Annotated in this window: 35 protein-coding genes; 34 read left to right on the forward strand and 1 reads right to left on the reverse strand. The window is 32.5% G+C overall.

All coding sequences use genetic code 11. The annotated features are described in order from the left end of the window. Window positions 1-43: 43 nt before the first annotated feature. Complete coding sequence (locus tag WAO74_RS06785) at window positions 44-1,708, reverse strand: POTRA domain-containing protein (protein ID WP_422160652.1); 1,665 nt, start codon at window positions 1,706-1,708, stop codon at window positions 44-46. Between the two features lie 176 nt (window positions 1,709-1,884). Between WAO74_RS06785 and rpsL the strand changes: the two genes are divergently transcribed. From rpsL to eno, 34 genes are all read left to right on the forward strand, one after another. Next, window positions 1,885-2,259, forward strand: a complete 375-nt coding sequence (rpsL, locus tag WAO74_RS06790) for a 30S ribosomal protein S12 (RefSeq protein ID WP_018943587.1) — start codon at window positions 1,885-1,887, stop codon at window positions 2,257-2,259. 26 nt (window positions 2,260-2,285) lie between these two features. Beyond that, window positions 2,286-2,765, forward strand: a complete 480-nt coding sequence (rpsG, locus tag WAO74_RS06795) for a 30S ribosomal protein S7 (RefSeq protein WP_422160655.1) — start codon at window positions 2,286-2,288, stop codon at window positions 2,763-2,765. Between the two features lie 6 nt (window positions 2,766-2,771). Continuing rightward, entirely contained in the window at window positions 2,772-4,889 is a 2,118-nt protein-coding gene (gene fusA, locus WAO74_RS06800; RefSeq protein ID WP_422160657.1) for an elongation factor G, read from the forward strand. Between the two features lie 18 nt (window positions 4,890-4,907). Next, on the forward strand, window positions 4,908-5,213 hold the full coding sequence (gene rpsJ / locus WAO74_RS06805) for a 30S ribosomal protein S10 (RefSeq protein WP_004568745.1): 306 nt from the start codon (window positions 4,908-4,910) through the stop codon (window positions 5,211-5,213). Between the two features lie 290 nt (window positions 5,214-5,503). Then, a complete protein-coding gene (rplC, locus tag WAO74_RS06810) occupies window positions 5,504-6,121 on the forward strand; it encodes a 50S ribosomal protein L3 (RefSeq protein WP_422160659.1) in 618 nt (205 codons plus the stop codon). Continuing rightward, a complete protein-coding gene (gene rplD / locus WAO74_RS06815) occupies window positions 6,121-6,750 on the forward strand; it encodes a 50S ribosomal protein L4 (RefSeq protein ID WP_422160661.1) in 630 nt (209 codons plus the stop codon). Before rplC ends, rplD begins: the two co-directional genes overlap by 1 nt. Before the next feature lie 9 nt (window positions 6,751-6,759). Continuing rightward, on the forward strand, window positions 6,760-7,050 hold the full coding sequence (gene rplW, locus WAO74_RS06820; protein WP_422160662.1) for a 50S ribosomal protein L23: 291 nt from the start codon (window positions 6,760-6,762) through the stop codon (window positions 7,048-7,050). A gap of 11 nt (window positions 7,051-7,061) precedes the next feature. Beyond that, on the forward strand, window positions 7,062-7,886 hold the full coding sequence (gene rplB, locus WAO74_RS06825) for a 50S ribosomal protein L2 (RefSeq protein ID WP_422160664.1): 825 nt from the start codon (window positions 7,062-7,064) through the stop codon (window positions 7,884-7,886). A gap of 7 nt (window positions 7,887-7,893) precedes the next feature. Continuing rightward, the gene (rpsS, locus tag WAO74_RS06830) at window positions 7,894-8,172 is read left to right on the forward strand and encodes a 30S ribosomal protein S19 (RefSeq protein WP_422160666.1); all 279 of its coding nucleotides are present in this window, start codon (window positions 7,894-7,896) and stop codon (window positions 8,170-8,172) included. Between the two features lie 7 nt (window positions 8,173-8,179). After that, window positions 8,180-8,584, forward strand: a complete 405-nt coding sequence (gene rplV / locus WAO74_RS06835; RefSeq protein ID WP_422160667.1) for a 50S ribosomal protein L22 — start codon at window positions 8,180-8,182, stop codon at window positions 8,582-8,584. Window positions 8,585-8,596: 12 nt separating this feature from the next. Next, window positions 8,597-9,319 carry a 30S ribosomal protein S3 gene (gene rpsC / locus WAO74_RS06840; RefSeq protein WP_422160668.1) on the forward strand — a complete coding sequence of 241 codons (723 nt, stop codon included), beginning with the start codon at window positions 8,597-8,599 and terminating at the stop codon, window positions 9,317-9,319. Window positions 9,320-9,340: 21 nt separating this feature from the next. After that, entirely contained in the window at window positions 9,341-9,772 is a 432-nt protein-coding gene (gene rplP / locus WAO74_RS06845; protein WP_422160670.1) for a 50S ribosomal protein L16, read from the forward strand. A gap of 11 nt (window positions 9,773-9,783) precedes the next feature. Beyond that, window positions 9,784-9,975, forward strand: a complete 192-nt coding sequence (rpmC, locus tag WAO74_RS06850) for a 50S ribosomal protein L29 (RefSeq protein WP_299670753.1) — start codon at window positions 9,784-9,786, stop codon at window positions 9,973-9,975. A 20-nt stretch (window positions 9,976-9,995) separates the two neighbouring features. Next, window positions 9,996-10,253: a 30S ribosomal protein S17 gene (gene rpsQ, locus WAO74_RS06855; protein WP_015482229.1), complete on the forward strand. Its 258-nt coding sequence runs from the start codon at window positions 9,996-9,998 to the stop codon at window positions 10,251-10,253. Window position 10,254: 1 nt separating this feature from the next. Beyond that, on the forward strand, window positions 10,255-10,623 hold the full coding sequence (rplN, locus tag WAO74_RS06860) for a 50S ribosomal protein L14 (RefSeq protein ID WP_018943600.1): 369 nt from the start codon (window positions 10,255-10,257) through the stop codon (window positions 10,621-10,623). Between the two features lie 14 nt (window positions 10,624-10,637). After that, window positions 10,638-10,940: a 50S ribosomal protein L24 gene (rplX, locus tag WAO74_RS06865; protein WP_422160673.1), complete on the forward strand. Its 303-nt coding sequence runs from the start codon at window positions 10,638-10,640 to the stop codon at window positions 10,938-10,940. Between the two features lie 8 nt (window positions 10,941-10,948). Continuing rightward, complete coding sequence (gene rplE / locus WAO74_RS06870) at window positions 10,949-11,500, forward strand: 50S ribosomal protein L5 (RefSeq protein WP_422160675.1); 552 nt, start codon at window positions 10,949-10,951, stop codon at window positions 11,498-11,500. A gap of 3 nt (window positions 11,501-11,503) precedes the next feature. Continuing rightward, window positions 11,504-11,773: a 30S ribosomal protein S14 gene (gene rpsN / locus WAO74_RS06875; protein ID WP_422160677.1), complete on the forward strand. Its 270-nt coding sequence runs from the start codon at window positions 11,504-11,506 to the stop codon at window positions 11,771-11,773. Window positions 11,774-11,935: 162 nt separating this feature from the next. After that, window positions 11,936-12,334, forward strand: coding sequence for a 30S ribosomal protein S8 (rpsH, locus tag WAO74_RS06880; RefSeq protein ID WP_422160679.1), 399 nt, complete (start codon window positions 11,936-11,938; stop codon window positions 12,332-12,334). Window positions 12,335-12,344: 10 nt separating this feature from the next. After that, the gene (gene rplF, locus WAO74_RS06885) at window positions 12,345-12,890 is read left to right on the forward strand and encodes a 50S ribosomal protein L6 (RefSeq protein WP_422160681.1); all 546 of its coding nucleotides are present in this window, start codon (window positions 12,345-12,347) and stop codon (window positions 12,888-12,890) included. An 11-nt stretch (window positions 12,891-12,901) separates the two neighbouring features. Further along, window positions 12,902-13,246 (forward strand): 50S ribosomal protein L18, encoded by a 345-nt coding sequence (gene rplR, locus WAO74_RS06890; RefSeq protein WP_422160682.1) that lies wholly within the window; start codon window positions 12,902-12,904, stop codon window positions 13,244-13,246. 2 nt (window positions 13,247-13,248) lie between these two features. Then, the gene (gene rpsE, locus WAO74_RS06895; RefSeq protein WP_422160903.1) at window positions 13,249-13,773 is read left to right on the forward strand and encodes a 30S ribosomal protein S5; all 525 of its coding nucleotides are present in this window, start codon (window positions 13,249-13,251) and stop codon (window positions 13,771-13,773) included. 11 nt (window positions 13,774-13,784) lie between these two features. Beyond that, a complete protein-coding gene (gene rpmD / locus WAO74_RS06900) occupies window positions 13,785-13,967 on the forward strand; it encodes a 50S ribosomal protein L30 (protein ID WP_422160684.1) in 183 nt (60 codons plus the stop codon). A gap of 10 nt (window positions 13,968-13,977) precedes the next feature. After that, complete coding sequence (gene rplO / locus WAO74_RS06905; RefSeq protein WP_422160686.1) at window positions 13,978-14,430, forward strand: 50S ribosomal protein L15; 453 nt, start codon at window positions 13,978-13,980, stop codon at window positions 14,428-14,430. Window positions 14,431-14,443: 13 nt separating this feature from the next. After that, a complete protein-coding gene (secY, locus tag WAO74_RS06910; protein WP_422160904.1) occupies window positions 14,444-15,766 on the forward strand; it encodes a preprotein translocase subunit SecY in 1,323 nt (440 codons plus the stop codon). A 3-nt stretch (window positions 15,767-15,769) separates the two neighbouring features. Further along, window positions 15,770-15,985, forward strand: a complete 216-nt coding sequence (gene infA / locus WAO74_RS06915) for a translation initiation factor IF-1 (protein ID WP_004568721.1) — start codon at window positions 15,770-15,772, stop codon at window positions 15,983-15,985. 12 nt (window positions 15,986-15,997) lie between these two features. Next, the gene (gene ykgO, locus WAO74_RS06920) at window positions 15,998-16,114 is read left to right on the forward strand and encodes a type B 50S ribosomal protein L36 (protein WP_422160688.1); all 117 of its coding nucleotides are present in this window, start codon (window positions 15,998-16,000) and stop codon (window positions 16,112-16,114) included. Further along, window positions 16,114-16,479, forward strand: a complete 366-nt coding sequence (gene rpsM / locus WAO74_RS06925) for a 30S ribosomal protein S13 (protein WP_422160690.1) — start codon at window positions 16,114-16,116, stop codon at window positions 16,477-16,479. Before ykgO ends, rpsM begins: the two co-directional genes overlap by 1 nt. 87 nt (window positions 16,480-16,566) lie before the next feature. Beyond that, a complete protein-coding gene (gene rpsK / locus WAO74_RS06930) occupies window positions 16,567-16,950 on the forward strand; it encodes a 30S ribosomal protein S11 (RefSeq protein WP_422160692.1) in 384 nt (127 codons plus the stop codon). A gap of 81 nt (window positions 16,951-17,031) precedes the next feature. Continuing rightward, window positions 17,032-17,637, forward strand: a complete 606-nt coding sequence (gene rpsD, locus WAO74_RS06935; RefSeq protein WP_422160693.1) for a 30S ribosomal protein S4 — start codon at window positions 17,032-17,034, stop codon at window positions 17,635-17,637. A 93-nt stretch (window positions 17,638-17,730) separates the two neighbouring features. Beyond that, the gene (locus WAO74_RS06940) at window positions 17,731-18,723 is read left to right on the forward strand and encodes a DNA-directed RNA polymerase subunit alpha (protein ID WP_422160695.1); all 993 of its coding nucleotides are present in this window, start codon (window positions 17,731-17,733) and stop codon (window positions 18,721-18,723) included. Between the two features lie 63 nt (window positions 18,724-18,786). Then, the gene (gene rplQ / locus WAO74_RS06945) at window positions 18,787-19,269 is read left to right on the forward strand and encodes a 50S ribosomal protein L17 (RefSeq protein ID WP_422160697.1); all 483 of its coding nucleotides are present in this window, start codon (window positions 18,787-18,789) and stop codon (window positions 19,267-19,269) included. A gap of 155 nt (window positions 19,270-19,424) precedes the next feature. Continuing rightward, window positions 19,425-20,543 carry a glutamine-hydrolyzing carbamoyl-phosphate synthase small subunit gene (gene carA / locus WAO74_RS06950; RefSeq protein WP_422160698.1) on the forward strand — a complete coding sequence of 373 codons (1,119 nt, stop codon included), beginning with the start codon at window positions 19,425-19,427 and terminating at the stop codon, window positions 20,541-20,543. Window positions 20,544-20,815: 272 nt separating this feature from the next. Further along, window positions 20,816-22,105: a phosphopyruvate hydratase gene (eno, locus tag WAO74_RS06955; RefSeq protein ID WP_422160700.1), complete on the forward strand. Its 1,290-nt coding sequence runs from the start codon at window positions 20,816-20,818 to the stop codon at window positions 22,103-22,105. Window positions 22,106-22,355: the final 250 nt, after the last annotated feature.

Genomic DNA, 22,355 nt, shown 5'->3' on the forward strand with positions numbered 1-22,355 from the left:
TCCTGATTTCTTTAAACCCTGAACTGCATTGTGTTATTTTTTTTTAAAAAATATTTTTCCAACGTATTATTAATTGCAAACTTTCTAATTTTTGTTGAGTTTCTGCTTTATTATTGGTTGCGATTGCAATATTTACGATTGAATTGTTTGTTTTAAAAAAATATCCGAGACCTATTCCAGTTAATGTGCTTTTGGAATCTAAATTTTTTATGAATCCAATATCTGTAATTGTATATAAATAAGATTTTTTTGAGGTCAAGTATCTGTACTCAATATTAAAAGAACTATAATTACTCGTAAAGATACTTTGTTCGTTAAATCCTCGAAGGGAATTTGCTCCACCAATTCTGTACAATTCGTTCGTTAGGTATGTGCTTGAATTTAAAAGACCATTCTCATTTTTTACATATAAGCTATTTCTTAGATTAAAATCTACTATATAAGATAAAACGGTTTTTAATTTAAATTGATTTGATAGGTTATTATTGCTTGATCTTTTTCCAAAAGTAGGGTTGATTTGTGCAAGAAATTTATCATTGTAGAATAGGTCATTTTTACGAACTTTGTATTGAAGTTGAATTCCTAAAAAGTTTGTGTTAAAAGATGCTAATGAATTATCTACACTTTCTTGCAGAGTGTTAGAAGATTCAGATTCATAGGTTAATGCAAGTTTTAATTTGGGGTTAAAGTTATAATTGATTTTAGATTCAAATTTCGTGTTTACAAAAGAAGAGTCTTGTTTGTAAAGGGAAAATGAAATTTCTGGGCTTAATTTAGAATTGAAGATGTATGGAATTTCTGTGCTAATTCTAAATTCTTGTCTTTCATTACCAACACTGTTCCAAAATAACTCAAAACTTTCTCCCGTGTTTAAAATGTTATTTAGTTTTAAATCGATATTTCCGTTAAATAAAATGCCTCCATTTTCTTTAGAGGCAAAGTTAATAATTCCATCAAAACTATTATTTTGTTGTTTGTTTAAGTATAAGTAAATAAAGGTAGAATCTTTTGTAAACAAAACTTCAGGAGGTTTTATTTCATTTATAAATGATAAACCTTTTGCTAATTTTGATATTTCTGTAATCTTCTCCTTATTAAAAATCGTATTTTCCTTGATGTTGAAATAATTTTTCATGTACGCCTTTGGAAACTCTTCATATCCTTTTATAAAGACTTTATTAATGATTCTTTTTTTAGACTCAGTGATTTCTATTTCAGCGAATAATTTCGATTTTATTATTTTAATATTTTTAAGCTGCACCTTAGAAAAGGATTTCCCTGTTTTATCTAAGTGATTTGTTAGTTGATTTAAAAGTTGGGTTAAATTTTCAATATCAACTGTAAAGTTATCGTTTAAGGCTCTAAAGTTTTTTAGATTAAATTTTATTTTATTATTTATTCTGATGATTGCTGTTTCAACTTTTTCATTTAATGAAAAAAAAGTGATTTTAACTTTATCAATATTTTTTACACTATCAATAGTGTTTGTAAAATAACCAATATTTTTAAGATATTCTGAAATCCTTTTTATTTCTAGATTTGATGAAATAGTATCAGCATGTTTCTTTATATAATCAATTTTTTCTAAAACTTTTTTTTCAGATTCAAATTTTGATGAAAGTTGCAGTGTAAAATCTTGAGAAAAACAATTTATGAGAAAAAAAAGAAAAAAGTAAGTAACGAAATAAGATTTATTTTTTTGATTCAAAATAGCTGTTTCTGTTATAACAAAAGTAATTTAAAAATCTAAAAATCAATTCTCAAAAAAAAATGATTAAGAAAAATAACTTGTTGATATTTGAATAATTAGAAATTAGTTGTACATTTGCACACCCTAAAAATAGGGTAATGTTTAATATAAACGAAAAACAGTAATAATTTAGTATGCCAACTATTCAACAATTAGTTCGTAAAGGAAGAACCAAAATAACTAAGAAGAGTAAATCGGCTGCTTTGTCGTCTTGTCCTCAAAGACGTGGAGTATGTACTCGTGTTTATACCACAACACCAAAGAAACCTAATTCAGCAATGCGTAAAGTTGCCAGAGTTAGATTAACTAATGGTAATGAGATAAACGCCTACATCCCAGGTGAAGGACACAACTTACAGGAGCACTCGATAGTATTAGTTAGAGGTGGAAGGGTAAAAGATTTACCAGGTGTTAAATATCACGTGGTACGTGGAGCATTAGATACAGCAGGTGTTGAGGGAAGAACTCAACGTAGGTCTAAGTATGGTGCAAAACGCCCAAAAAAGTAATTTAGTAACTTTTTTAATGTAAAGACATGAGAAAAAGAGCAGCAAAAAAAAGAGAGCTTCTACCAGATCCAAAATTTAATGATCAGTTAGTTACACGTTTTGTGAACAACTTGATGTGGAGTGGAAAGAAGTCAGTAGCGTTTAAAGTATTTTATGATGCTTTAGATATCGTAGAAGAAAGAAAGGCTGAAGGCGAGGAGAAATCGGCTTTAGAAATTTGGAAAGATGGTTTATCTAATGTAATGCCTCACGTAGAAGTTCGTTCTAGACGTGTTGGTGGTGCAACTTTTCAAATACCAATGCAAATTAGACCAGATCGTAAAGTGTCTATGGCTATTAAGTGGATGATTTTGTATACTCGTAAGAGAAACGAAAAAACAATGGCACAGCGTTTAGCTGCTGAAATTTTAGCTGCGGCTAAAGAAGAAGGTGCTGCTGTTAAAAAGCGAACAGATACTCACAAAATGGCAGAAGCAAATAAAGCATTCTCTCACTTTAGATTTTAATAAGAAATGGCAAGAGATTTAACCTTAACTAGAAATATTGGTATTGCTGCACATATAGATGCAGGGAAAACCACTACAACAGAGCGTATTCTTTATTATACAGGAGTTTCGCATAAAATTGGAGAAGTACATGATGGTGCTGCTACAATGGATTGGATGGAGCAAGAGCAAGAGCGTGGTATTACAATCACATCTGCAGCAACTACCTGCGAATGGGTTTTTCCAAGAGTAGATGGAGAGCCAATAGAAAGTTCTAAAGAATATCATTTTAATATTATTGATACACCTGGGCACGTTGATTTTACGGTTGAAGTAAACCGTTCTTTACGTGTTCTTGATGGTTTAGTGTTTTTGTTTAGTGCAGTTGATGGTGTTGAGCCACAATCTGAAACTAACTGGAGATTAGCAGACAATTATAAAGTACCTAGAATTGGTTTCGTTAATAAAATGGATCGTCAAGGGTCTGATTTCTTGGCGGTTTGCCAACAGGTAAAAGATATGTTAAAGTCTAATGCAGTTCCAATTGTATTAAATATTGGTGACGAGGAGAACTTTAAAGGTATTATAGATTTAGTGAAAAATCGTGCTATTGTTTGGCATGATGAAACTCAAGGAGCAACTTTCGATGAAATCGAAATTCCTGAAGACTTGAAAGCAGAAGCTCGTAAATATCGTGCTCTTTTAATCGAAGAAGTAGCAAGTTATGACGAGAGTTTGTTGGAAAAATTTATGGAAGATGAAAACTCGATAACAGAAGACGAAGTGCATGCTGCATTGAGAGCTGCTGTTATGGATATGGCAATCATTCCTATGATATGTGGATCTGCATTCAAAAACAAAGGTGTTCAGTTTCTTTTAGATGCTGTATGTCGTTATTTGCCTTCTCCAATGGATAAGGAAGGTATTGTGGGTGTTAATCCAGATACAGAGGAAAAAGAATTACGTAAACCAAGTGTAAAGGAGCCTTTTGCAGCGTTAGCATTTAAAATTGCAACAGATCCTTTTGTAGGACGGTTAGCTTTTTTTAGAGCATATTCTGGTCGTTTAGACGCTGGTTCCTATGTTTTAAATAATCGTTCAGGTAAGAAAGAGCGTATCTCTAGAATCTATCAAATGCATGCTAATAAACAAAATGCTATCGATTTTATAGAAGCAGGGGATATTGGTGCGGCTGTAGGTTTTAAATCTATTAAGACAGGTGATACTTTAACTGATGAGAAACATCCTATAGTTTTAGAATCTATGGATTTTCCAGATCCAGTAATTGGTATTGCTGTAGAACCTAAAACAAAGGCAGATGTTGATAGATTAGGTATTGGGCTTGGTAAACTAGCAGAAGAAGATCCAACTTTTACAGTTAGAACTGATGAAGCTTCAGGTCAAACTATTATTTCTGGAATGGGTGAATTACATTTAGATGTAATTGTAGATCGTTTAAGACGTGAGTTTAAAGTAGAAGTAAATCAAGGTCAACCTCAAGTTGAGTATAAAGAAGCTATTACAGCAGTTGCAGATCATAGAGAAGTTTACAAAAAACAATCAGGTGGTCGTGGTAAATTTGCTGATATAGTATTTACAATAGAGCCAGCTGATGAAGGTGTTCAAGGGTTGCAATTCGAATCTGTAATTAAAGGTGGGAACGTTCCTAGAGAATTTGTTCCTTCTGTAGAAAAAGGATTTAAAGAAGCTATGAAGAATGGTCCTTTAGCTGGATATGAAATGGATTCTATGAAGGTTACATTAAGAGATGGTTCTTTCCATGCAGTGGATTCTGATGCATTATCTTTTGAATTAGCTGCAAAAATGGGATACAAGGTGGCTGCGAAATCTGCAAAAGCTAAAATTATGGAACCATTAATGAAACTAGAGGTAATTACTCCAGAAGAAAATATGGGGGATATTGTTGGAGATTTAAACAGAAGAAGAGGTCAAGTTAATAACATGTCAGATCGAGGTGGTGCAAAAGTTGTAAAGGCTATTGTTCCATTATCAGAAATGTTTGGTTATGTTACTGCATTAAGAACGATGTCTTCTGGTAGAGCAACATCAACAATGGAATTTTCTCACTACGCAGAAACTCCATCGAATATTTCAGAAGATGTTATTGCGAAAGCTAAAGGTTAATTTACTAAATAGATTAAGATGAGTCAAAAAATTAGAATAAAATTAAAGTCTTACGATTACAATTTGGTAGATAAATCTGCTGAGAAAATAGTTAAGACTGTTAAAAGTACTGGTGCTGTTGTAAACGGACCTATACCTTTACCAACACATAAAAAGATTTTTACAGTATTACGTTCACCTCACGTGAATAAAAAATCTAGAGAGCAATTTCAATTAGCTTCATATAAAAGGTTACTAGACATTTATAGTTCTTCTTCTAAGACTATTGATGCATTAATGAAGCTTGAATTGCCAAGTGGTGTTGAGGTAGAGATTAAAGTATAATTAAATTTGTATAAACTTTCGGTTTAATTTTTTTATACCGAAAGTTTTTTATAATTTTGCAACCCGAAATAGAGTAGGGTACACTAGTTATTGATTTTAAATTCAGTAATAGGAACATGTCCAGAGCGTTTCGCAAAGGAAAAACGGAAAAACAAAATCAGCGTTGAATTTGTTTTACGCTGTTTTTTTTTAAGAAAATCTCGTAAGTGTAAAAAAACGAAACAATTGTTTCAAAAACAAAGTATTAATTAGACGCGCTAGATAATCTAATCGTCTAAAATTTTAACTAAATGTCTGGGTTAATAGGTAGAAAAATTGGAATGACCAGTTTGTTCGATGAAAATGGAAAGAATATTCCATGTACAGTAATCGAAGCAGGTCCTTGCGTTGTTACCCAAGTCAGAACCGAAGAGGTTGACGGATACAATGCGTTACAACTTGGTTTCGATGACAAAAAAGCGAAGAGTTCTAACAAATCGTTAGATGGCCACTTTAAGAAAGCTGGTACAAGCGCTAAAAAGAAAGTTGTTGAATTTCAAGGATTTGAGAAAAACTACAAATTAGGAGATTCTATTACAGTGAGTCATTTTGCTGAAGGAGAGTTTGTTGATGTGTCAGGAGTTTCAAAAGGTAAAGGTTTTCAAGGGGTTGTGAAACGTCACGGTTTTGGTGGTGTTGGTCAAGCAACTCATGGTCAACATAATAGATTAAGAGCTCCAGGTTCTATTGGTGCTGCGTCTTATCCTGCAAGAGTTTTTAAAGGTATGCGTATGGCAGGTAGAATGGGTGGAGATAGAGTGAAAGTTCAAAACTTAAAAGTATTAAAGGTAGTTGCTGAAAAGAATCTACTTGTTGTTAAAGGAGCAATTCCTGGACATAAAAATGCTTTTGTAACTATTCAGAGATAATGAAAGTAGCAGTTTTAGATATTACAGGAAAAGATACAGGAAGGAAAGTAGAACTTTCTGGAGAGGTATTTGGTATCGAACCTAATGATCATGCTATTTATTTAGATGTTAAACAATACTTGGCGAATCAACGTCAAGGAACGCATAAATCTAAAGAGAGAGCAGAGATCGCAGGTTCTACTAGAAAGATTAAAAAACAAAAAGGAACGGGTACTGCAAGAGCAGGGTCTATTAAGTCTGGAGTTTTTAGAGGTGGTGGACGTATGTTTGGTCCAAGACCAAGAAGTTATTCTTTTAAATTGAATAAAAATTTAAAGCGATTAGCACGAAAGTCCGCTTTAAGTATTCAGGCAAATGCGAGTAATTTAGTTATTGTTGAGGATTTTGATTTTGAATCTCCAAAAACAAAGAATTTTACTAATGTTTTAAAGGCCTTAGAATTAGAAACTAAAAAATCTTTATTTGTTTTAGGTAATGAAAATACGAATGTGTATTTGTCATCGCGTAATTTAAAGAATTCGAAAGTAATAAAGGCTTCAGAAATTAATACTTATGGTGTTTTAAATGCTAATAAGATTATTATTACTGAAGGTTCTTTAGAAGGTATAAACACAAATTTAACCAAATAGGGATTCGAAATGAGTATTTTAATAAAACCTATTATCACTGAGAAAGCAACTAATGATAGTGAATTATTTAATCGTTATGCATTTGTTGTAGATAAAAAAGCTAATAAATTAGAAATCAAGGGGGCTGTTGAGTCAGCTTACGGAGTTTCTATTTCAGGTATAAAAACTTTAAATTATCCAATCCAAAGAAATACTAAGTTTACTAAAAAAGGTTTAGTAACTGGTGTTAAGAGTGGGTATAAGAAAGCTATAGTTCAATTAGCAGAAGGAGAAAGTATTGATTTTTATAACAATCTTTAAGAAAAGACAGTATGTCAGTTAGAAAATTAAAACCAATAACACCAGGTCAGCGTTTTAGAGTTGTAAATGGATTCGACACCATTACAGCTGATAAGCCGGAAAAAAGTTTACTTGCACCGAAAAAAAGATCTGGAGGTCGAAATAGTCAGGGTAGAATGACAACTCGTAATATAGGAGGAGGTCATAAACAAAGATATCGTATTATAGATTTTAAAAGAGATAAGAAAGATATTAAGGGTACCGTGAAAACCATTGAGTATGATCCTAATCGTACAGCATTTATTGCTTTGATTAATTATACAGATGGTGAGAAAAGATATGTAATTGCACAAAATGGTTTGCAAGTAGGACAAGAAATTGTTTCAGGAATTGGTGTTGCACCAGAGATTGGTAATGCAATGCCTTTAAGTGAAATTCCATTAGGAACAACAATATCTTGTATAGAGTTGCGTCCAGCTCAGGGTGCTGTTATGGCACGTTCTGCAGGTTCTTTTGCTCAATTAATGGCTAGGGATGGTAAGTACGCTACTGTGAAATTGCCATCGGGTGAAACAAGATTGATTTTGTTAACATGTATGGCTACAATTGGAGTAGTTTCAAATTCTGATCATCAGTTGTTAGTTTCTGGAAAGGCAGGTAGAAGAAGATGGTTAGGAAGAAGACCAAGAGTTAACGCAGTAAGAATGAATCCAGTAGATCACCCAATGGGAGGTGGAGAAGGACGTTCTTCTGGAGGTCATCCAAGATCTAGAAATGGTATTCCTGCGAAAGGATTTAAAACTAGATCTAAGACTAAGGCTAGTAATAAATACATTATCGAACGTAGAAAGAAATAATTAAGTTATGGCAAGATCATTAAAAAAAGGACCTTTCATTCACTATAAATTAGAGAAAAAAGTGTTGGCTAATGTAGAAGCTGGGAGTAAAACTGTAATCAAGACTTGGTCTAGAGCTAGTATGATTTCTCCAGACTTCGTTGGGCAAACAATTGCTGTTCATAATGGACGTCAATTTGTACCAGTTTACGTTACAGAAAACATGGTAGGGCATAAATTAGGCGAATTTTCACCAACTCGTTCTTTTAGAGGACATGCTGGTGCAAAAAATAAAGGAAAAAAATAGTAGGAAAATGGGAGTTCGTAAAAAAAATATGGCAGATCAATTAAAGGCAGATAGAAAGCAACGTGCTTTTGCAAAGCTTACTAATTGTCCTACGTCACCGAGAAAAATGCGTTTAGTTGCAGATCAAGTAAGAGGAGTTGAGGTTGAAAAGGCTTTACAAATCTTAAAGTTCAGTCCTAAAGAGGCATCTATAAATTTAGAAAAATTATTGTTGTCTGCAATTGCAAACTGGCAAGCTAAAAATGATGATTCAGCAATTGAAGATGCTGGTTTGTTTGTTAAATCTATATGTGTAGATAGCGCTGGGATGTTAAAAAGATTAAGACCAGCACCACAAGGACGTGCTCATAGAATTCGTAAGCGTTCTAATCATGTCACTTTAGAGTTAGGTAGTAAAAATTTAAGTAATTAATCGAAGTAGAAAATGGGACAAAAAACAAATCCAATAGGAAATCGTTTAGGAATCATCAGAGGTTGGGAATCTAACTGGTATGGTGGTAATGACTATGGAGATAAAATTGCTGAAGATGATAAAATAAGAAAATATATATTCGCTAGGTTATCGAAAGCAAGTGTTTCTAGAGTTATCATTGAGCGTACACTTAAACTTGTAACTGTTACTATTACAACTGCTAGACCTGGTATTATTATAGGTAAAGGAGGTCAAGAAGTTGACAAGTTAAAAGAAGAGTTAAAGAAGATAACAGGTAAAGAGGTTCAATTAAATATTTTTGAAATTAAGCGACCAGAATTGGATGCGAAATTAGTTGCAACAAGTGTGGCTCGTCAAATTGAAAATAGAATTTCTTACAAAAGAGCTATTAAAATGGCTATTACAGCAACCATGAGAATGAATGCTGAGGGAATTAAAATTCAAATTTCAGGCCGTTTAAATGGCGCAGAAATGGCTCGTTCAGAGCATTTTAAAGAAGGTAGAATTCCATTATCTACTTTTAGAGCGGATATTGATTATTCACTTGTAGAAGCTCATACTACTTATGGTAGATTGGGTATTAAAGTATGGATTATGAAGGGAGAGGTATATGGTAAAAGAGAATTATCTCCTTTAGTAGGTTTGTCTAAAAAACAAGGTGGTGTAAAAGGTGGTGGTGATAGAGCAAAACGTCAACCTCGTAGAAGAAAATAATTTTTAAATTAGAAGTTAAAAATGTTACAGCCAAAAAGAGTAAAATATCGTAAGGTACAGAAGGGCAAAGGAAATATGTCTGGTAATTCTCAAAGAGGAAATCAGCTTTCTAATGGAATGTTTGGTATAAAATCTATAGATCAGAATTTACTTACATCTCGTCAAATTGAAGCAGCTCGTATTGCAGCTACGCGTCACATGAAGAGAGAAGGTCAGTTATGGATTAAAATATTTCCAGATAAGCCTATCACTAAGAAACCTTTAGAGGTTCGTATGGGTAAAGGTAAAGGTGCTCCAGATCATTTTGTATCAGTAATTAAACCTGGAAGAATTTTGTTTGAAGTTGGAGGAGTATCAATTGATGTGGCAAAAGAAGCTTTACGTTTAGCAGCTCAAAAACTTCCTGTGAGAACGAAGTTTGTTGTAGCTAGAGATTTTGATATTAACGCATAATTCTATACAAAATGAAACAATCAGAAATTAAAGAATTATCTATTGCTGATCTTAATGAGAAGCATGGAGCGTTGCAAAAGAATTATACCGATCTTAAGATGGCTCACGCAATTACTCCTTTGGAGAATCCGTTGCAATTAAGAAGCTTAAGAAGAACTGTAGCAAGAATTGCAACAGAATTAACAAAAAGAGAATTACAATAATTCTATAGTCAGTTTTAAAGATGGAAAAAAGAAATCTTAGAAAAGAGAGAATTGGTGTAGTTTCGAGTAGCAAAATGGAGAAATCTATTGTTGTATCTGAAACTAAGAGAGTGAAGCACCCAATGTATGGAAAGTTCGTTTTAAAAACGAAGAAATATGTTGCACACGACGAACAGAATGATTGCAACGAAGGAGATACTGTTAGAATCATGGAAACAAGACCTATGAGTAAATCTAAACGTTGGAGATTAGTAGAAATCCTAGAAAGAGCTAAATAATATGTTACAGACAGAATCAAGATTAAAAGTAGCAGATAATACTGGAGCTAAAGAGGTTTTAGTAATCAGAGTTTTAGGAGGAACAAGAAAACGTTATGCAAGTATTGGAGACAAGATTGTCGTATCCATTAAGTCTGCGACTCCAAACGGAACTGTGAAAAAAGGTCAAGTATCTAGAGCAGTTGTTGTAAGAACAAAAAAAGAAGTTAGACGTAAAGACGGATCTTATATTAGGTTTGATGATAATGCGTGTGTACTTTTAAATCCTACAGAGGAGATGAGAGGAACACGTGTATTTGGACCTGTAGCTCGTGAACTTCGTGAGAAGCAATTTATGAAAATTGTATCATTAGCGCCTGAAGTGCTTTAAATTAATATAGTAAGATGAAGAAGTTCAAGATAAAATCTGGAGATACTGTAAAGGTTATTGCAGGAGATCATAAAGGGTCAGAAGGTAAAGTTTTACAAATCATTAAAGATAAGGATAGAGTTTTAGTAGAAGGGGTAAACTTAGTTTCTAAACATACTAAGCCTAGTGCTCAAAGTCCTCAAGGTGGTATTGTTAAAAAAGAAGCTTCACTTCATATTTCTAATGTAATGTTAGTAGAAGGTGGTGCAGCTGTAAGAGTAGGTTATAAAGTTGATGGAGATACGAAAACAAGAATCTCTAAAAAAACTAAAAAATAATAATAATCATGAGTTACGTACCAAGATTAAAAGCGGAATATAAAGGAAGAGTAATTAGTGCTCTTACTGAAGAGTTCGGTTATAAGAACGTTATGCAGGTGCCTAAGTTAGAAAAAATAGTTGTTTCTAAAGGTGTTGGTGCTGCAATTGCAGATAAAAAGTTAATAGATTATGCTTTAGAGGAAGTAACTAAAATTACTGGTCAAAAAGCAATATCTACTATATCGAAAAAAGATGTTGCATCATTTAAATTACGTAAAGGAATGCCAATTGGTGTTAAAGTAACCTTACGTGGTGACAAAATGTATGAATTTTTAGATAGATTAGTAACAGCTTCGTTACCACGTGTTAGAGATTTCAATGGTATTAAAGCAAATGGTTTTGATGGTAGAGGTAATTATAATTTAGGGATTACTGAGCAAATCATATACCCAGAAATAAATATTGACCAAGTTAAAAAAATTAACGGTATGGATATTGCTTTTGTAACGTCTGCTAATACTGATAAAGAAGCGAAGTCATTATTAGAAGAATTAGGTTTACCATTCACAAAAAATTAAGAAATGGCTAAAGAATCAATGAAAGCTCGTGAGCGTAAAAGAGAAAAAACGGTTGCGAAGTATGCTGAAAAAAGAAAGGCTTTAAAAGAAGCAGGAAACTACGAAGCATTACAAAAATTACCAAAAAATGCATCTCCTGTAAGATTACATAATAGATGTAAATTGACAGGGCGTCCAAGAGGTTATATGAGACAATTCGGTATTTCTCGTGTTACTTTTAGAGAAATGGCGAACGAAGGTTTAATACCAGGTGTTAAAAAAGCAAGTTGGTAGAAATTAAAAATAAATAACAAAAATATAAATAGAATGTGTACCTTTGCACGCTCTATTTTTTTTGAGTACTAGAAAATTAACTGGTTAAAGGTTCAAATTTCACAGAGTAATCTGTAGCATCAATAGAGATATTTGAAAACCATAATCGCAATATAAATAAGTATGTATACAGATCCAATCGCGGATTTTCTTACAAGGGTAAGAAATGCAATTTCTGCAGGACACAGAGTAGTGGAAATTCCAGCTTCAAATTTGAAAAAGGAAATGACTAAAATTTTGTTCGAGCAAGGTTATATTTTAAGCTATCAGTTCAATGATGATAAAGTTCAGGGGACAATTAAAATAGCTTTAAAATATGATAAAGAAACTAAAGAATCAGTAATTAGAAAAATTCAACGTATCAGTACTCCAGGTTTACGTAAATATGTAGGTTCTTCAGAGATGCCTAGAGTATTAAATGGTCTTGGAATTGCTATTGTTTCTACATCTAAAGGTGTTATGACGAATAAAAAAGCAAAGCAGGATAATGTTGGAGGGGAAGTTTTATGTTACGTTTATTAAATCTTGAAAGATGAGTAGAATAGGAAAAAATCCCGTTAGCATCACACAAGGTGTAGATGTAAGTATAAAAGACAACGTAATAACTGTTAAAGGAAAGTTAGGCGAGTTATCGCAAAGTATTTCTGAGGGAATTACTGTTAAGATTGAAGATTCTAGTGTTGTTTTAGAAAGAGCTTCTGAGAGCAAAAATCATAAAGCTCAACATGGTTTAATGAGATCTTTAATTAATAATATGATTGAGGGTGTTAGTAAAGGTTGGACTAAAAATTTAGAATTGGTTGGTGTGGGTTATAGAGCATCTAATCAAGGACAAAAATTAGATTTAGCTTTAGGATATTCTCATAATATTGTTTTGGAATTAGCTCCTGAAGTTATTGTTGAAACAGTATCAGAGAAAGGGAAAAACCCAATCATTAAGTTATCTTCTTTTGACAAACAATTAGTTGGTCAAATAGCTGCTAAGATTCGTTCTTTCAGAGCCCCAGAGCCTTATAAAGGTAAAGGTGTTAAGTTTGTTGGTGAAGTATTAAGAAGAAAAGCAGGTAAATCTGCATAATATATAATATAATGGCATTATCAAAGCTACAAAGAAGAGTAAGAATTAAGCGTAGAATTAGAAAAATAGTATCTGGAACTGCTGCAAAACCAAGATTATCGGTTTATAGAAGTAACAAAGAAATCTATGCTCAATTAGTAGACGATGTTAACGGAGTTACATTAGCTTCGGTTTCATCTAGAAATATAAAAGCAAGTACAAAAATAGAAGCAGCAACAGCAGTTGGTAAGTCAATTGCAGAAAAAGCTACTAAAGCTGGATTAGATTCAGTTGCTTTCGATAGAAATGGGTATTTATACCATGGTAGAATTAAAGTATTAGCAGATGCTGCTAGAGAAGCTGGTTTAAAATTTTAAGAATTATGCAAGGTTATAAAAACGTAGAGAGAGTTAAACCAAGTGGATTAGAGCTTGTAGATAGATTAGTTGGTGTGCAACGTGTTACTAAAGTTACAAAGGGTGGTAGAGCATTTGGTTTCTCTGCAATTGTAGTGGTTGGCGATGGTAATGGAGTGGTTGGTCATGGATTAGGAAAATCTAAAGATGTTTCATCAGCAATTGCAAAGGCAGTTGAAGATGCTAAGAAAAATTTAGTAAGAATTCCAATACTTGAAGGTACTTTACCTCACGAACAGAAAGGTAAATATGGTGGAGCAAAGGTATTTATTAAGCCTGCTTCTGCTGGTACAGGAGTAATTGCTGGTGGAGCAGTTCGTGCTGTACTGGAGTCTGTGGGAGTTCATGATGTATTATCTAAATCTCAAGGTTCTTCGAATCCTCATAATGCTGTAAAAGCTACTTTTAATGCATTGTTACAATTAAGAAGTGCAACTTCAATTGCAAAACAAAGAGGCATTACTTTAGAAAAAGTATTTAACGGTTAAATCTTAGAACGATGGCAAAAATTAAAGTTACACAAGTAAAAAGTCAAATCGGGCGTTTAAAGAGTCAAAAGAGAACTTTAGAGGCATTAGGTTTAAAAAGAATGAACCAAACTATAGAACATGAGGCAACTCCGTCTGTAATTGGTATGGTAAATAAAGTTTCACATTTAGTTTCGGTAGAGGAATTAAAATAAGATATTTAAAATGAGTAGTTTACATAACTTAACACCTGCAGAAGGATCTGTAAAAAAAGAGAAAAGAATCGCACGTGGTGAAGGTTCTGGTCATGGAGGAACTTCAACAAGAGGTCACAAAGGGGCTAAATCTCGTTCAGGGTATTCTAGAAAAGTAGGTTTCGAAGGTGGTCAGATGCCACTACAGAGACGTGTGCCAAAATTTGGTTTCACTAATATAAACCGAAAGGAATATCAAGGTATCAATTTAGATAAGTTACAGTCTTTAGTTGATAATGGTAAAATTACTGATACTGTTAATTTAGATGTATTATTAGCTAATAGATTAACTGGGAAAAACGACTTAGTAAAAATACTAGGAGGAGGAGAATTAAAATCTAAATTAAACGTAACTGCGCATAAATTTACAGCATCAGCAAAAGCAGCAATTGAAGCTGCTGGAGGAGAAGTTGTTACTTTATAAGACATTGTAAATGATGAACTTTATTAATAGATTAAAAGATATTTTTAGTATTGAAGAGTTGAAAAACAAGATTCTTCTTACAATCGGTTTAATTGCTGTATATCGTTTTATGGCAGCTGTGCCATTACCTGGAATAGATCCTTTACAACTAGCAGCTTTAAAAGAAAGTACTTCAGGTGGTCTTTTAGGATTATTGAATGCATTTACAGGAGGGGCATTTGCTAGAGCGTCAGTAATGGCACTTGGAATTATGCCATATATTTCTGCGTCTATTGTTGTTCAGTTAATGGGAATTGCGGTTCCGTATTTACAAAAATTACAAAAAGATGGAGAAAGTGGTCGCAAGAAAATTACACAAATAACAAGATGGTTAACCATTGGAATCACATTGGTTCAAGCACCAACCTATATCACTGCTATTAAAACTCAGTTTGGTTTAGGCCCTGAAGCTTTTTTAGTTAGCGGTCCAACTTTTTGGATATCATCGATAATTATTTTAACAGCGGGAACAATTTTTGCGATGTGGCTTGGAGAGCGTATTACTGACAAGGGTGTTGGTAATGGTATATCGCTCTTAATTACAGTTGGTATTATTGCTAATTTTCCAGCAGCGTTTCTGCAAGAATTTGTTGCAAAAACAACAAATGCAGGTGCAGGTGGCTTGATGATGGTTTTAATTGAAATTATAGTATGGTTTGTTGTAATTTTATTAACTGTTTTATTGGTAACAGCAGTAAGAAAAATTGCTGTACAATATGCTAGAAGAACAGTAGCAGGAAACGTTCAGAATGTTGCAGGTTCTAGGGATTATATTCCTTTAAAATTAAATGCAGCAGGTGTTATGCCAATTATTTTTGCACAAGCAATAATGTTTTTACCAGTTGCATTGGCTCAAAGATTTCCGGCGATTGCTGGTTTACAAGATATGAATGGATTATGGTATAATGTTATTTTTGCATTATTAATTATAGTTTTCAGTTTTTTCTATACAGCAATTACAATTCCTACAAATAAAATGGCTGATGATTTAAAAAGAAGTGGTGGTTTTATACCAGGAATAAGACCTGGTAAAGATACTGCAGATCGATTAGATTCTGTTTTGTCAAGAATTACATTTCCAGGTTCACTATTTTTGGCAGCCCTATCTATTTTACCAGCAATTGTAGTTCAATTTGGGGTTCAACAAAGTTGGGCAATGTTTTATGGTGGAACTTCATTAATCATTATGGTTGGTGTAGCTATAGATACATTGCAACAAATAAATTCGTATTTATTAAATCGTCATTATGATGGTTTAATGAAAGCGGGTAATAGCAATAGAAAATCGAATAAATAATATATGGCTAAACAATCAGCAATTCAACAAGACGGAACTATTACAGAAGCGTTATCAAATGCTATGTTTCGTGTCGAATTAGAAAATGGGCATATTGTTACAGCACATATTTCAGGTAAAATGCGGATGCATTATATTAAATTATTACCAGGAGATAAGGTGAAATTAGAGATGAGTCCTTATGATTTGTCAAAGGCAAGAATAACTTATAGATACTAAAAAATAGAACAGATGAAAGTTAGAGCATCAGTTAAAAAGAGAAGTGCCGGCTGCAAAATAGTACGCAGAAAAGGTAGATTATATGTAATTAATAAACAAAATCCTAGATTTAAACAAAGACAAGGGTAATGGCAAGAATAGCAGGTATTGATATTCCAAAGAATAAAAGAGGAGTTATTGCTTTAACTTACATCTTTGGTATAGGAAACAGTAGAGCTAAACAAGTTTTAGCAGACGCAAAGGTTGACGAAAGTATTAAAGTTCAAGATTGGACAGATGATCAAATTGCAGCGATTAGAGAACAAGTTGGAGCTTTCACTATTGAAGGTGAGTTACGTTCTGAAGTTCAAATAAACATCAAACGTTTGATGGATATTGGTTGTCAAAGAGGTATTCGTCATAGACTTGGTCTTCCTTTAAGAGGACAAAGAACTAAGAATAATTCTCGTACAAGAAAAGGTAAGAGAAAAACTGTAGCTAACAAGAAAAAATAAGTTAGAGATTAAACGAGTTATAAATATCTAGTGTGCCGTATTTTTAAAATACATTTTACTAGAAAACGATAACTAAAATTTAAAATTATGGCAAAAGCAAGTTCAAAAAAACGTAAGGTTATTATTGATGCAATTGGTGAAGCGCACATAAACGCAACATTCAATAACATTATTATTTCTTTAACAAATAAAAAAGGTGATGTAATTTCTTGGTCTTCTGCAGGAAAAATGGGTTTTAGAGGTTCTAAAAAGAATACTCCCTATGCAGCTCAGTTAGCAGCAGAAGATTGTACAGCAGTTGCGAAAGAAGCAGGTTTGAGAAAAGTAAAGGTTTTTGTAAAAGGACCAGGAAATGGTAGAGAATCTGCAATTAGATCTATTCATAATGCGGGTGTTGAAGTAACAGAAATTATAGATGTTACTCCAATTCCACACAATGGATGTCGTCCACCAAAAAGAAGAAGAGTATAATTAAATATTTTAATCATATAGGATTCAGATTAGCGAAGGATAAGCCTTAATTCATAATCCCTATCTATAACAACAAAAAAGATGGCAAGATATACAGGACCAAAAACTAAAATTGCTCGTAAATTTGGCGAAGCAATTTTCGGAGAAGATAAAAACTTCGAAAAAAGAAACTATCCTCCAGGACAGCATGGAAATGCTCGTAGAAGAGGGAAAAAATCTGAGTATGCTACTCAATTAATGGAGAAGCAAAAAGCAAAATATACTTATGGTGTTTTAGAGCGTCAGTTTAGTAACTTATTTAAAAGGGCACAAGCTGCATCTGGAATTACTGGTGAAATTCTATTACAATTATGTGAATCTCGTTTAGACAATGTGGTTTACAGAATGGGAATTTCAAATTCTAGAAGTGGAGCACGTCAGTTAGTTTCTCATAGACATATCACTGTAAATGGTGAAATTCTTAACGTACCATCCTACACTCTTAAAGAGGGAGACGTAGTTGGTGTTAGAGAAAAATCTAAATCATTAGTAGCTATTGAAGATGCGTTAGCATCTAGTAGTGTTGTTTACGAATGGTTGACTTGGAATAATGATACTAAAACAGGAACTTTTGTTAAGGTACCAGAAAGATTACAAATTCCAGAAAACATTAAAGAGCAATTAATCGTAGAATTATATTCTAAGTAATAATTATTAATATTGGTATTTGGCCAAAGGATTTATTAGTATTTCTTCACACCAATAAGTCGCGCAACCAGATAACAATTAAAACGAAGAAAAATGGCAATTTTAAATTTTCAAAAACCAGATAAGGTTATAATGATTGAATCTACAGATTTTTCTGGTAGATTTGAGTTCAGACCCTTAGAGCCTGGTTTTGGTTTAACAGTAGGTAACGCTTTAAGAAGAGTACTTTTATCTTCTTTAGAAGGTTTTGCAATTACATCTTTAAGAGTCGATGGTGTAGAGCATGAATTCTCAACTGTTTCGGGTATTGTAGAAGATGTTACAGAAATTATTTTAAACTTAAAGCAAGTGCGCTTTAAGAAGCAAATAGATGAAACTGATAGAGAAACTGTTTCTATTTCAGTTTCGGGTAAAGAACAATTTACTGCTGGTGATTTACAGAAATTTATTTCAGGTTTTCAAGTGTTGAATCCAGATTTAGTAATCTGCAACATGGACAAATCTGTAAAGTTAAATGCAGAAATTACTATTGAAAAGGGAAGAGGATTTGTACCTGCAGAAGATAACAAGAAGTCTACTGCGCCTATAGGAACAATTTTTACAGATTCTATTTATACGCCAATTAAGAATGTAAAGTACGCAATTGAAAATTTTCGTGTAGAGCAAAAAACGGATTATGAAAAATTAGTTTTCGATATAGATACTGATGGATCAATCAATCCTAAAGATGCATTAACTGAAGCTGCAAAAATATTAATCCACCACTTTATGTTATTCTCAGATGAGCGTATCACTTTAGAGGCAGACGAAATTGCACAAACAGAAACTTATGATGAGGAATCATTGCACATGCGTCAATTGTTAAAAACTAGATTAATCGATATGGATTTATCTGTAAGAGCTTTAAATTGTTTAAAAGCTGCAGAGGTTGATACATTAGGAGATTTAGTTTCTTTTAATAAAAGTGATTTAATGAAGTTTAGAAACTTTGGAAAAAAATCATTAACAGAACTTGAGGAACTGGTTATTGTTAAAGGTTTAAGTTTCGGAATGGATTTAACAAAATATAAATTAGATAGAGATTAATCTTTCATATTTTGCTCCTCAAAGTGAGTTGATGCAAGATGAAAGCATAAAACAAACGTCAAAATGAGACACGGAAAAAAACACAATCATTTAGGTAGAAAAACAGCGCACAGAAAAGCAATGTTAGCTAATATGGCATGTTCTTTAATAGAACATAAACGTATTAACACTACAGTAGCGAAAGCAAAAGCATTAAGAGTTTTTGTAGAGCCTTTAATTACAAAATCCAAAGCAGATACAACTCATAACAGACGTATTGTATTCTCTGTTCTACGCGATAAGTATGCTGTAACAGAACTTTTTAGAGAAGTATCTGTAAAAGTAGCAGACAGACCAGGAGGTTATTTACGTATAATTAAATTGGGCAATCGTCAAGGTGATAATGCACCAATGGCAATGGTAGAATTAGTAGATTACAACGAAATTTATAATCCTAATGGAGCTAAAGCTAAGAAAACTACTAGAAGAAGTAGAAGAGGAGGTTCTAGCAAAGAAACTACTGCTCAAGTTGAAGAAACAACAACAGAAGAGAAATCAGAAGAATAAAAATGATGATTTTATAAATTATAAAAAGGGATAAGCGTTTACGTTTATCCCTTTTTTATTGTCAATAAAATCTGATAACTCTATAACTTTTAAAATGACAAGAATCCTTATTTTTGTAAAACTTTGTTTATCAATAAAAAACTTATCATAATACAATGAAATATCAACAAAGAAAAAAAGCACTAGTATTATTAGCAGATGGAACTATTTTCTATGGAAAATCTGTTGGAATCGAAGGAACAGCGACAGGAGAAATTTGTTTTAATACTGGTATGACTGGTTATCAAGAAATTTTTACAGACCCATCTTACTATGGTCAATTAATGGTGGCAACAAATGCTCATATTGGAAATTATGGAGTAAATGATGAAGAAGTAGAATCAGATGGAATTAAAATTTCTGGCTTAATTTGTAGAAATTTTAGTTTTACACATTCTAGAGTAGATTCTGATGGAAATTTAAAAGACTGGTTTATAAAACATAATTTAGTCGCAATTTCTGATGTAGATACAAGAGCATTGGTCTCTTACATTAGAGATAATGGAGCAATGAATGCAATTATTTCTACAGATATAAATAATATTGATGCCTTAAAAAAACAACTTACAGAGGTGCCAAGCATGGAAGGTTTAGAATTGGCTTCAAAGGTTTCTACAAAAGAACCTTATTTTGTTGGAGATGAGAATTCTGTATTAAAAATATCTGCCTTAGATATTGGGATCAAAAAAAATATTTTAAGGAATTTAGTAAAAAGAGGAGCCTATGTAAAAGTGTTTCCTTACAATTCTAAGTTTGAAGATTTAGCTTCTTTTAGTCCTGATGGATATTTTATTTCAAATGGTCCTGGAGATCCAGAGCCTTTAATGGAAGCGCAAGAAGTTGCGAAAGAGATTATTAAAAGAGATTTGCCTTTATTTGGTATTTGCTTAGGGCATCAAGTTATTGCTTTATCACAAGGAATATCAACCTATAAAATGCACAATGGACATAGAGGAATTAACCATCCTGTAAAGAATTTGTTAACAGGAAAAGGTGAAATTACATCCCAAAATCATGGTTTTGCAATCAATAAAAAAGAAACAGAAGAAAATGAAAATGTAGAAATTACCCATGTTCATTTAAATGATCAAACAGTAGCAGGGATTCGTATAAAAAATAAAAATATATTTTCGGTGCAATATCATCCAGAAGCAAGCCCTGGACCTCATGATTCTGAATATTTATTTGATCAGTTTATCTCAATGATTAAAGAGAATAGTAAAGTATTATCGTAAAATTAAGTTAAATAAACTATAATTTTAAACTATCTAACTTTTTTATAGTTTGAATAAATAATTTATCATACATTTATAGCGTGATTGAAAAATCACATTTCTTTTTCATAGCAATTTTCCCACTCAGTTTTCTGAGTGGGTTTTTTTGTTGCCTAAAGTATTATTTTTAGATAACGTTTTCGTAATTTTTACGATGCAAATTATTAAATGGTTATTACATTTTGTAATTTAGCAATTAGTTAAAATTTAATTAATTAAACAAACTATATACAATGAGTATTATAATTAGTGTTCACGCACGTCAAATATTTGATTCAAGAGGTAACCCAACAGTAGAAGTAGATGTTACTACAGAAAGTGGAATTTTAGGTAGAGCCGCAGTTCCATCTGGAGCTTCTACAGGGGAACACGAAGCTGTTGAACTTAGAGATGGAGGTAAAGCTTACATGGGTAAAGGGGTTTTAAAAGCTGTGGAGAATGTTAATACCATTCTTGCAGAAGAACTTTTAGGTGTTTCAGTTTTCGAACAAAATACAATCGATAAATTAATGATCGATTTAGATGGAACTCCAAATAAATCCAACTTAGGTGCAAATGCAATTTTAGGAGTTTCTTTGGCTGTAGCAAAAGCGGCTGCAAACGAATTAGGAATGCCTTTATATAGATATGTGGGTGGTGTTTCTGCTAATACGCTTCCATTACCAATGATGAATATTATCAATGGTGGTTCACATTCAGATGCTCCAATAGCATTTCAAGAATTTATGGTAATGCCTGTAAAAGCTAAAACTTTTACAGAAGCTATGAAAATGGGTTCTGAAATTTTTCATAATTTAAAGAAAGTTTTACACGACAGAAATTTATCTACAGCTGTTGGAGATGAAGGTGGTTTTGCGCCGAATTTAGCTGGAGGTACAGAAGATGCTTTAGAAACAATTGCTTTAGCAGTTAAAAATGCAGGTTATTCTTTTGGTGACGAGGTTAAAATTGCGTTAGATTGTGCAGCTGCAGAATTTTATGTAAATGGTAAATACGATTATTCAAAATTTGAAGGTGAAACTGGTAAAGTAAGAACTAGCCAAGAGCAAGCTGACTATTTAGCAGAATTAGCTGCTAAATATCCAATTATTTCTATTGAAGATGGTATGGATGAAAACGATTGGGAAGGTTGGAAATATTTAACCGATAAAATTGGTGATAAAGTTCAATTAGTGGGTGATGATTTATTTGTTACCAACGTAGAGCGTTTATCTAGAGGTATTAAAAATGGAATCGCGAATTCTATTTTAATTAAAGTAAACCAAATAGGTACTTTAACAGAAACAATTGCTGCTGTAAATATGGCTAAAAATGCAGGTTATACTTCTGTAATGTCTCATAGATCTGGAGAAACAGAAGACAATACCATTGCAGATTTAGCAGTAGCTTTAAATTGTGGTCAAATTAAAACAGGTTCTGCTTCACGTTCGGACAGAATGGCCAAATACAACCAACTATTAAGAATAGAAGAAGAATTAGGAGAAATAGCTTATTTTCCTCAAGAAAAAGCTTTTAAAATATAATTTAAAAGATTAGTAAATTATTAAGCCTCACAATTTTTTGTGGGGCTTTTTTTTATTCTTTTATAAATAAATATTTAGTAAAAATTATAAATTTATATTCTTCACAATTTTTTGTGATGCTTTTATTATTAAAGAACTGTTAAATAAGATGCTCTTATTTTTTTATATCCAAAATCTATGAAGAAGCTCTTTTAATATACTGTAAAAATTGGTATCTTCGTAATAATATAATTCATAAATAAAATTACTG

Origin of the sequence: Polaribacter sp., assembly GCF_049276715.1 — a bacterium.
GTDB lineage: Bacteria > Bacteroidota > Bacteroidia > Flavobacteriales > Flavobacteriaceae > Polaribacter.

Coding starts and splice junctions, on each gene's coding strand:
- rpsL (WP_018943587.1), top strand. CDS start 1,885: ATGCCAACTATTCAACAATTAGTTCGTAAAGGAAGAACCAAAATAACT.
- eno (WP_422160700.1), top strand. CDS start 20,816: ATGAGTATTATAATTAGTGTTCACGCACGTCAAATATTTGATTCAAGA.
- WAO74_RS06940 (WP_422160695.1), top strand. CDS start 17,731: ATGGCAATTTTAAATTTTCAAAAACCAGATAAGGTTATAATGATTGAA.
- rpsK (WP_422160692.1), top strand. CDS start 16,567: ATGGCAAAAGCAAGTTCAAAAAAACGTAAGGTTATTATTGATGCAATT.
- fusA (WP_422160657.1), top strand. CDS start 2,772: ATGGCAAGAGATTTAACCTTAACTAGAAATATTGGTATTGCTGCACAT.
- rplO (WP_422160686.1), top strand. CDS start 13,978: ATGAGTAGTTTACATAACTTAACACCTGCAGAAGGATCTGTAAAAAAA.
- rplF (WP_422160681.1), top strand. CDS start 12,345: ATGAGTAGAATAGGAAAAAATCCCGTTAGCATCACACAAGGTGTAGAT.
- rplW (WP_422160662.1), top strand. CDS start 6,760: ATGAGTATTTTAATAAAACCTATTATCACTGAGAAAGCAACTAATGAT.
- rplP (WP_422160670.1), top strand. CDS start 9,341: ATGTTACAGCCAAAAAGAGTAAAATATCGTAAGGTACAGAAGGGCAAA.
- rpsS (WP_422160666.1), top strand. CDS start 7,894: ATGGCAAGATCATTAAAAAAAGGACCTTTCATTCACTATAAATTAGAG.
- ykgO (WP_422160688.1), top strand. CDS start 15,998: ATGAAAGTTAGAGCATCAGTTAAAAAGAGAAGTGCCGGCTGCAAAATA.
- rpsH (WP_422160679.1), top strand. CDS start 11,936: ATGTATACAGATCCAATCGCGGATTTTCTTACAAGGGTAAGAAATGCA.
- rpmD (WP_422160684.1), top strand. CDS start 13,785: ATGGCAAAAATTAAAGTTACACAAGTAAAAAGTCAAATCGGGCGTTTA.
- rplC (WP_422160659.1), top strand. CDS start 5,504: ATGTCTGGGTTAATAGGTAGAAAAATTGGAATGACCAGTTTGTTCGAT.
- rpsJ (WP_004568745.1), top strand. CDS start 4,908: ATGAGTCAAAAAATTAGAATAAAATTAAAGTCTTACGATTACAATTTG.
- rplB (WP_422160664.1), top strand. CDS start 7,062: ATGTCAGTTAGAAAATTAAAACCAATAACACCAGGTCAGCGTTTTAGA.
- rplD (WP_422160661.1), top strand. CDS start 6,121: ATGAAAGTAGCAGTTTTAGATATTACAGGAAAAGATACAGGAAGGAAA.
- rplX (WP_422160673.1), top strand. CDS start 10,638: ATGAAGAAGTTCAAGATAAAATCTGGAGATACTGTAAAGGTTATTGCA.
- rpsQ (WP_015482229.1), top strand. CDS start 9,996: ATGGAAAAAAGAAATCTTAGAAAAGAGAGAATTGGTGTAGTTTCGAGT.
- rplE (WP_422160675.1), top strand. CDS start 10,949: ATGAGTTACGTACCAAGATTAAAAGCGGAATATAAAGGAAGAGTAATT.
- rplQ (WP_422160697.1), top strand. CDS start 18,787: ATGAGACACGGAAAAAAACACAATCATTTAGGTAGAAAAACAGCGCAC.
- infA (WP_004568721.1), top strand. CDS start 15,770: ATGGCTAAACAATCAGCAATTCAACAAGACGGAACTATTACAGAAGCG.
- carA (WP_422160698.1), top strand. CDS start 19,425: ATGAAATATCAACAAAGAAAAAAAGCACTAGTATTATTAGCAGATGGA.
- rpsC (WP_422160668.1), top strand. CDS start 8,597: ATGGGACAAAAAACAAATCCAATAGGAAATCGTTTAGGAATCATCAGA.
- secY (WP_422160904.1), top strand. CDS start 14,444: ATGAACTTTATTAATAGATTAAAAGATATTTTTAGTATTGAAGAGTTG.
- rpmC (WP_299670753.1), top strand. CDS start 9,784: ATGAAACAATCAGAAATTAAAGAATTATCTATTGCTGATCTTAATGAG.
- rpsM (WP_422160690.1), top strand. CDS start 16,114: ATGGCAAGAATAGCAGGTATTGATATTCCAAAGAATAAAAGAGGAGTT.
- rpsD (WP_422160693.1), top strand. CDS start 17,032: ATGGCAAGATATACAGGACCAAAAACTAAAATTGCTCGTAAATTTGGC.
- rplR (WP_422160682.1), top strand. CDS start 12,902: ATGGCATTATCAAAGCTACAAAGAAGAGTAAGAATTAAGCGTAGAATT.
- rplV (WP_422160667.1), top strand. CDS start 8,180: ATGGGAGTTCGTAAAAAAAATATGGCAGATCAATTAAAGGCAGATAGA.
- rplN (WP_018943600.1), top strand. CDS start 10,255: ATGTTACAGACAGAATCAAGATTAAAAGTAGCAGATAATACTGGAGCT.
- rpsN (WP_422160677.1), top strand. CDS start 11,504: ATGGCTAAAGAATCAATGAAAGCTCGTGAGCGTAAAAGAGAAAAAACG.
- rpsG (WP_422160655.1), top strand. CDS start 2,286: ATGAGAAAAAGAGCAGCAAAAAAAAGAGAGCTTCTACCAGATCCAAAA.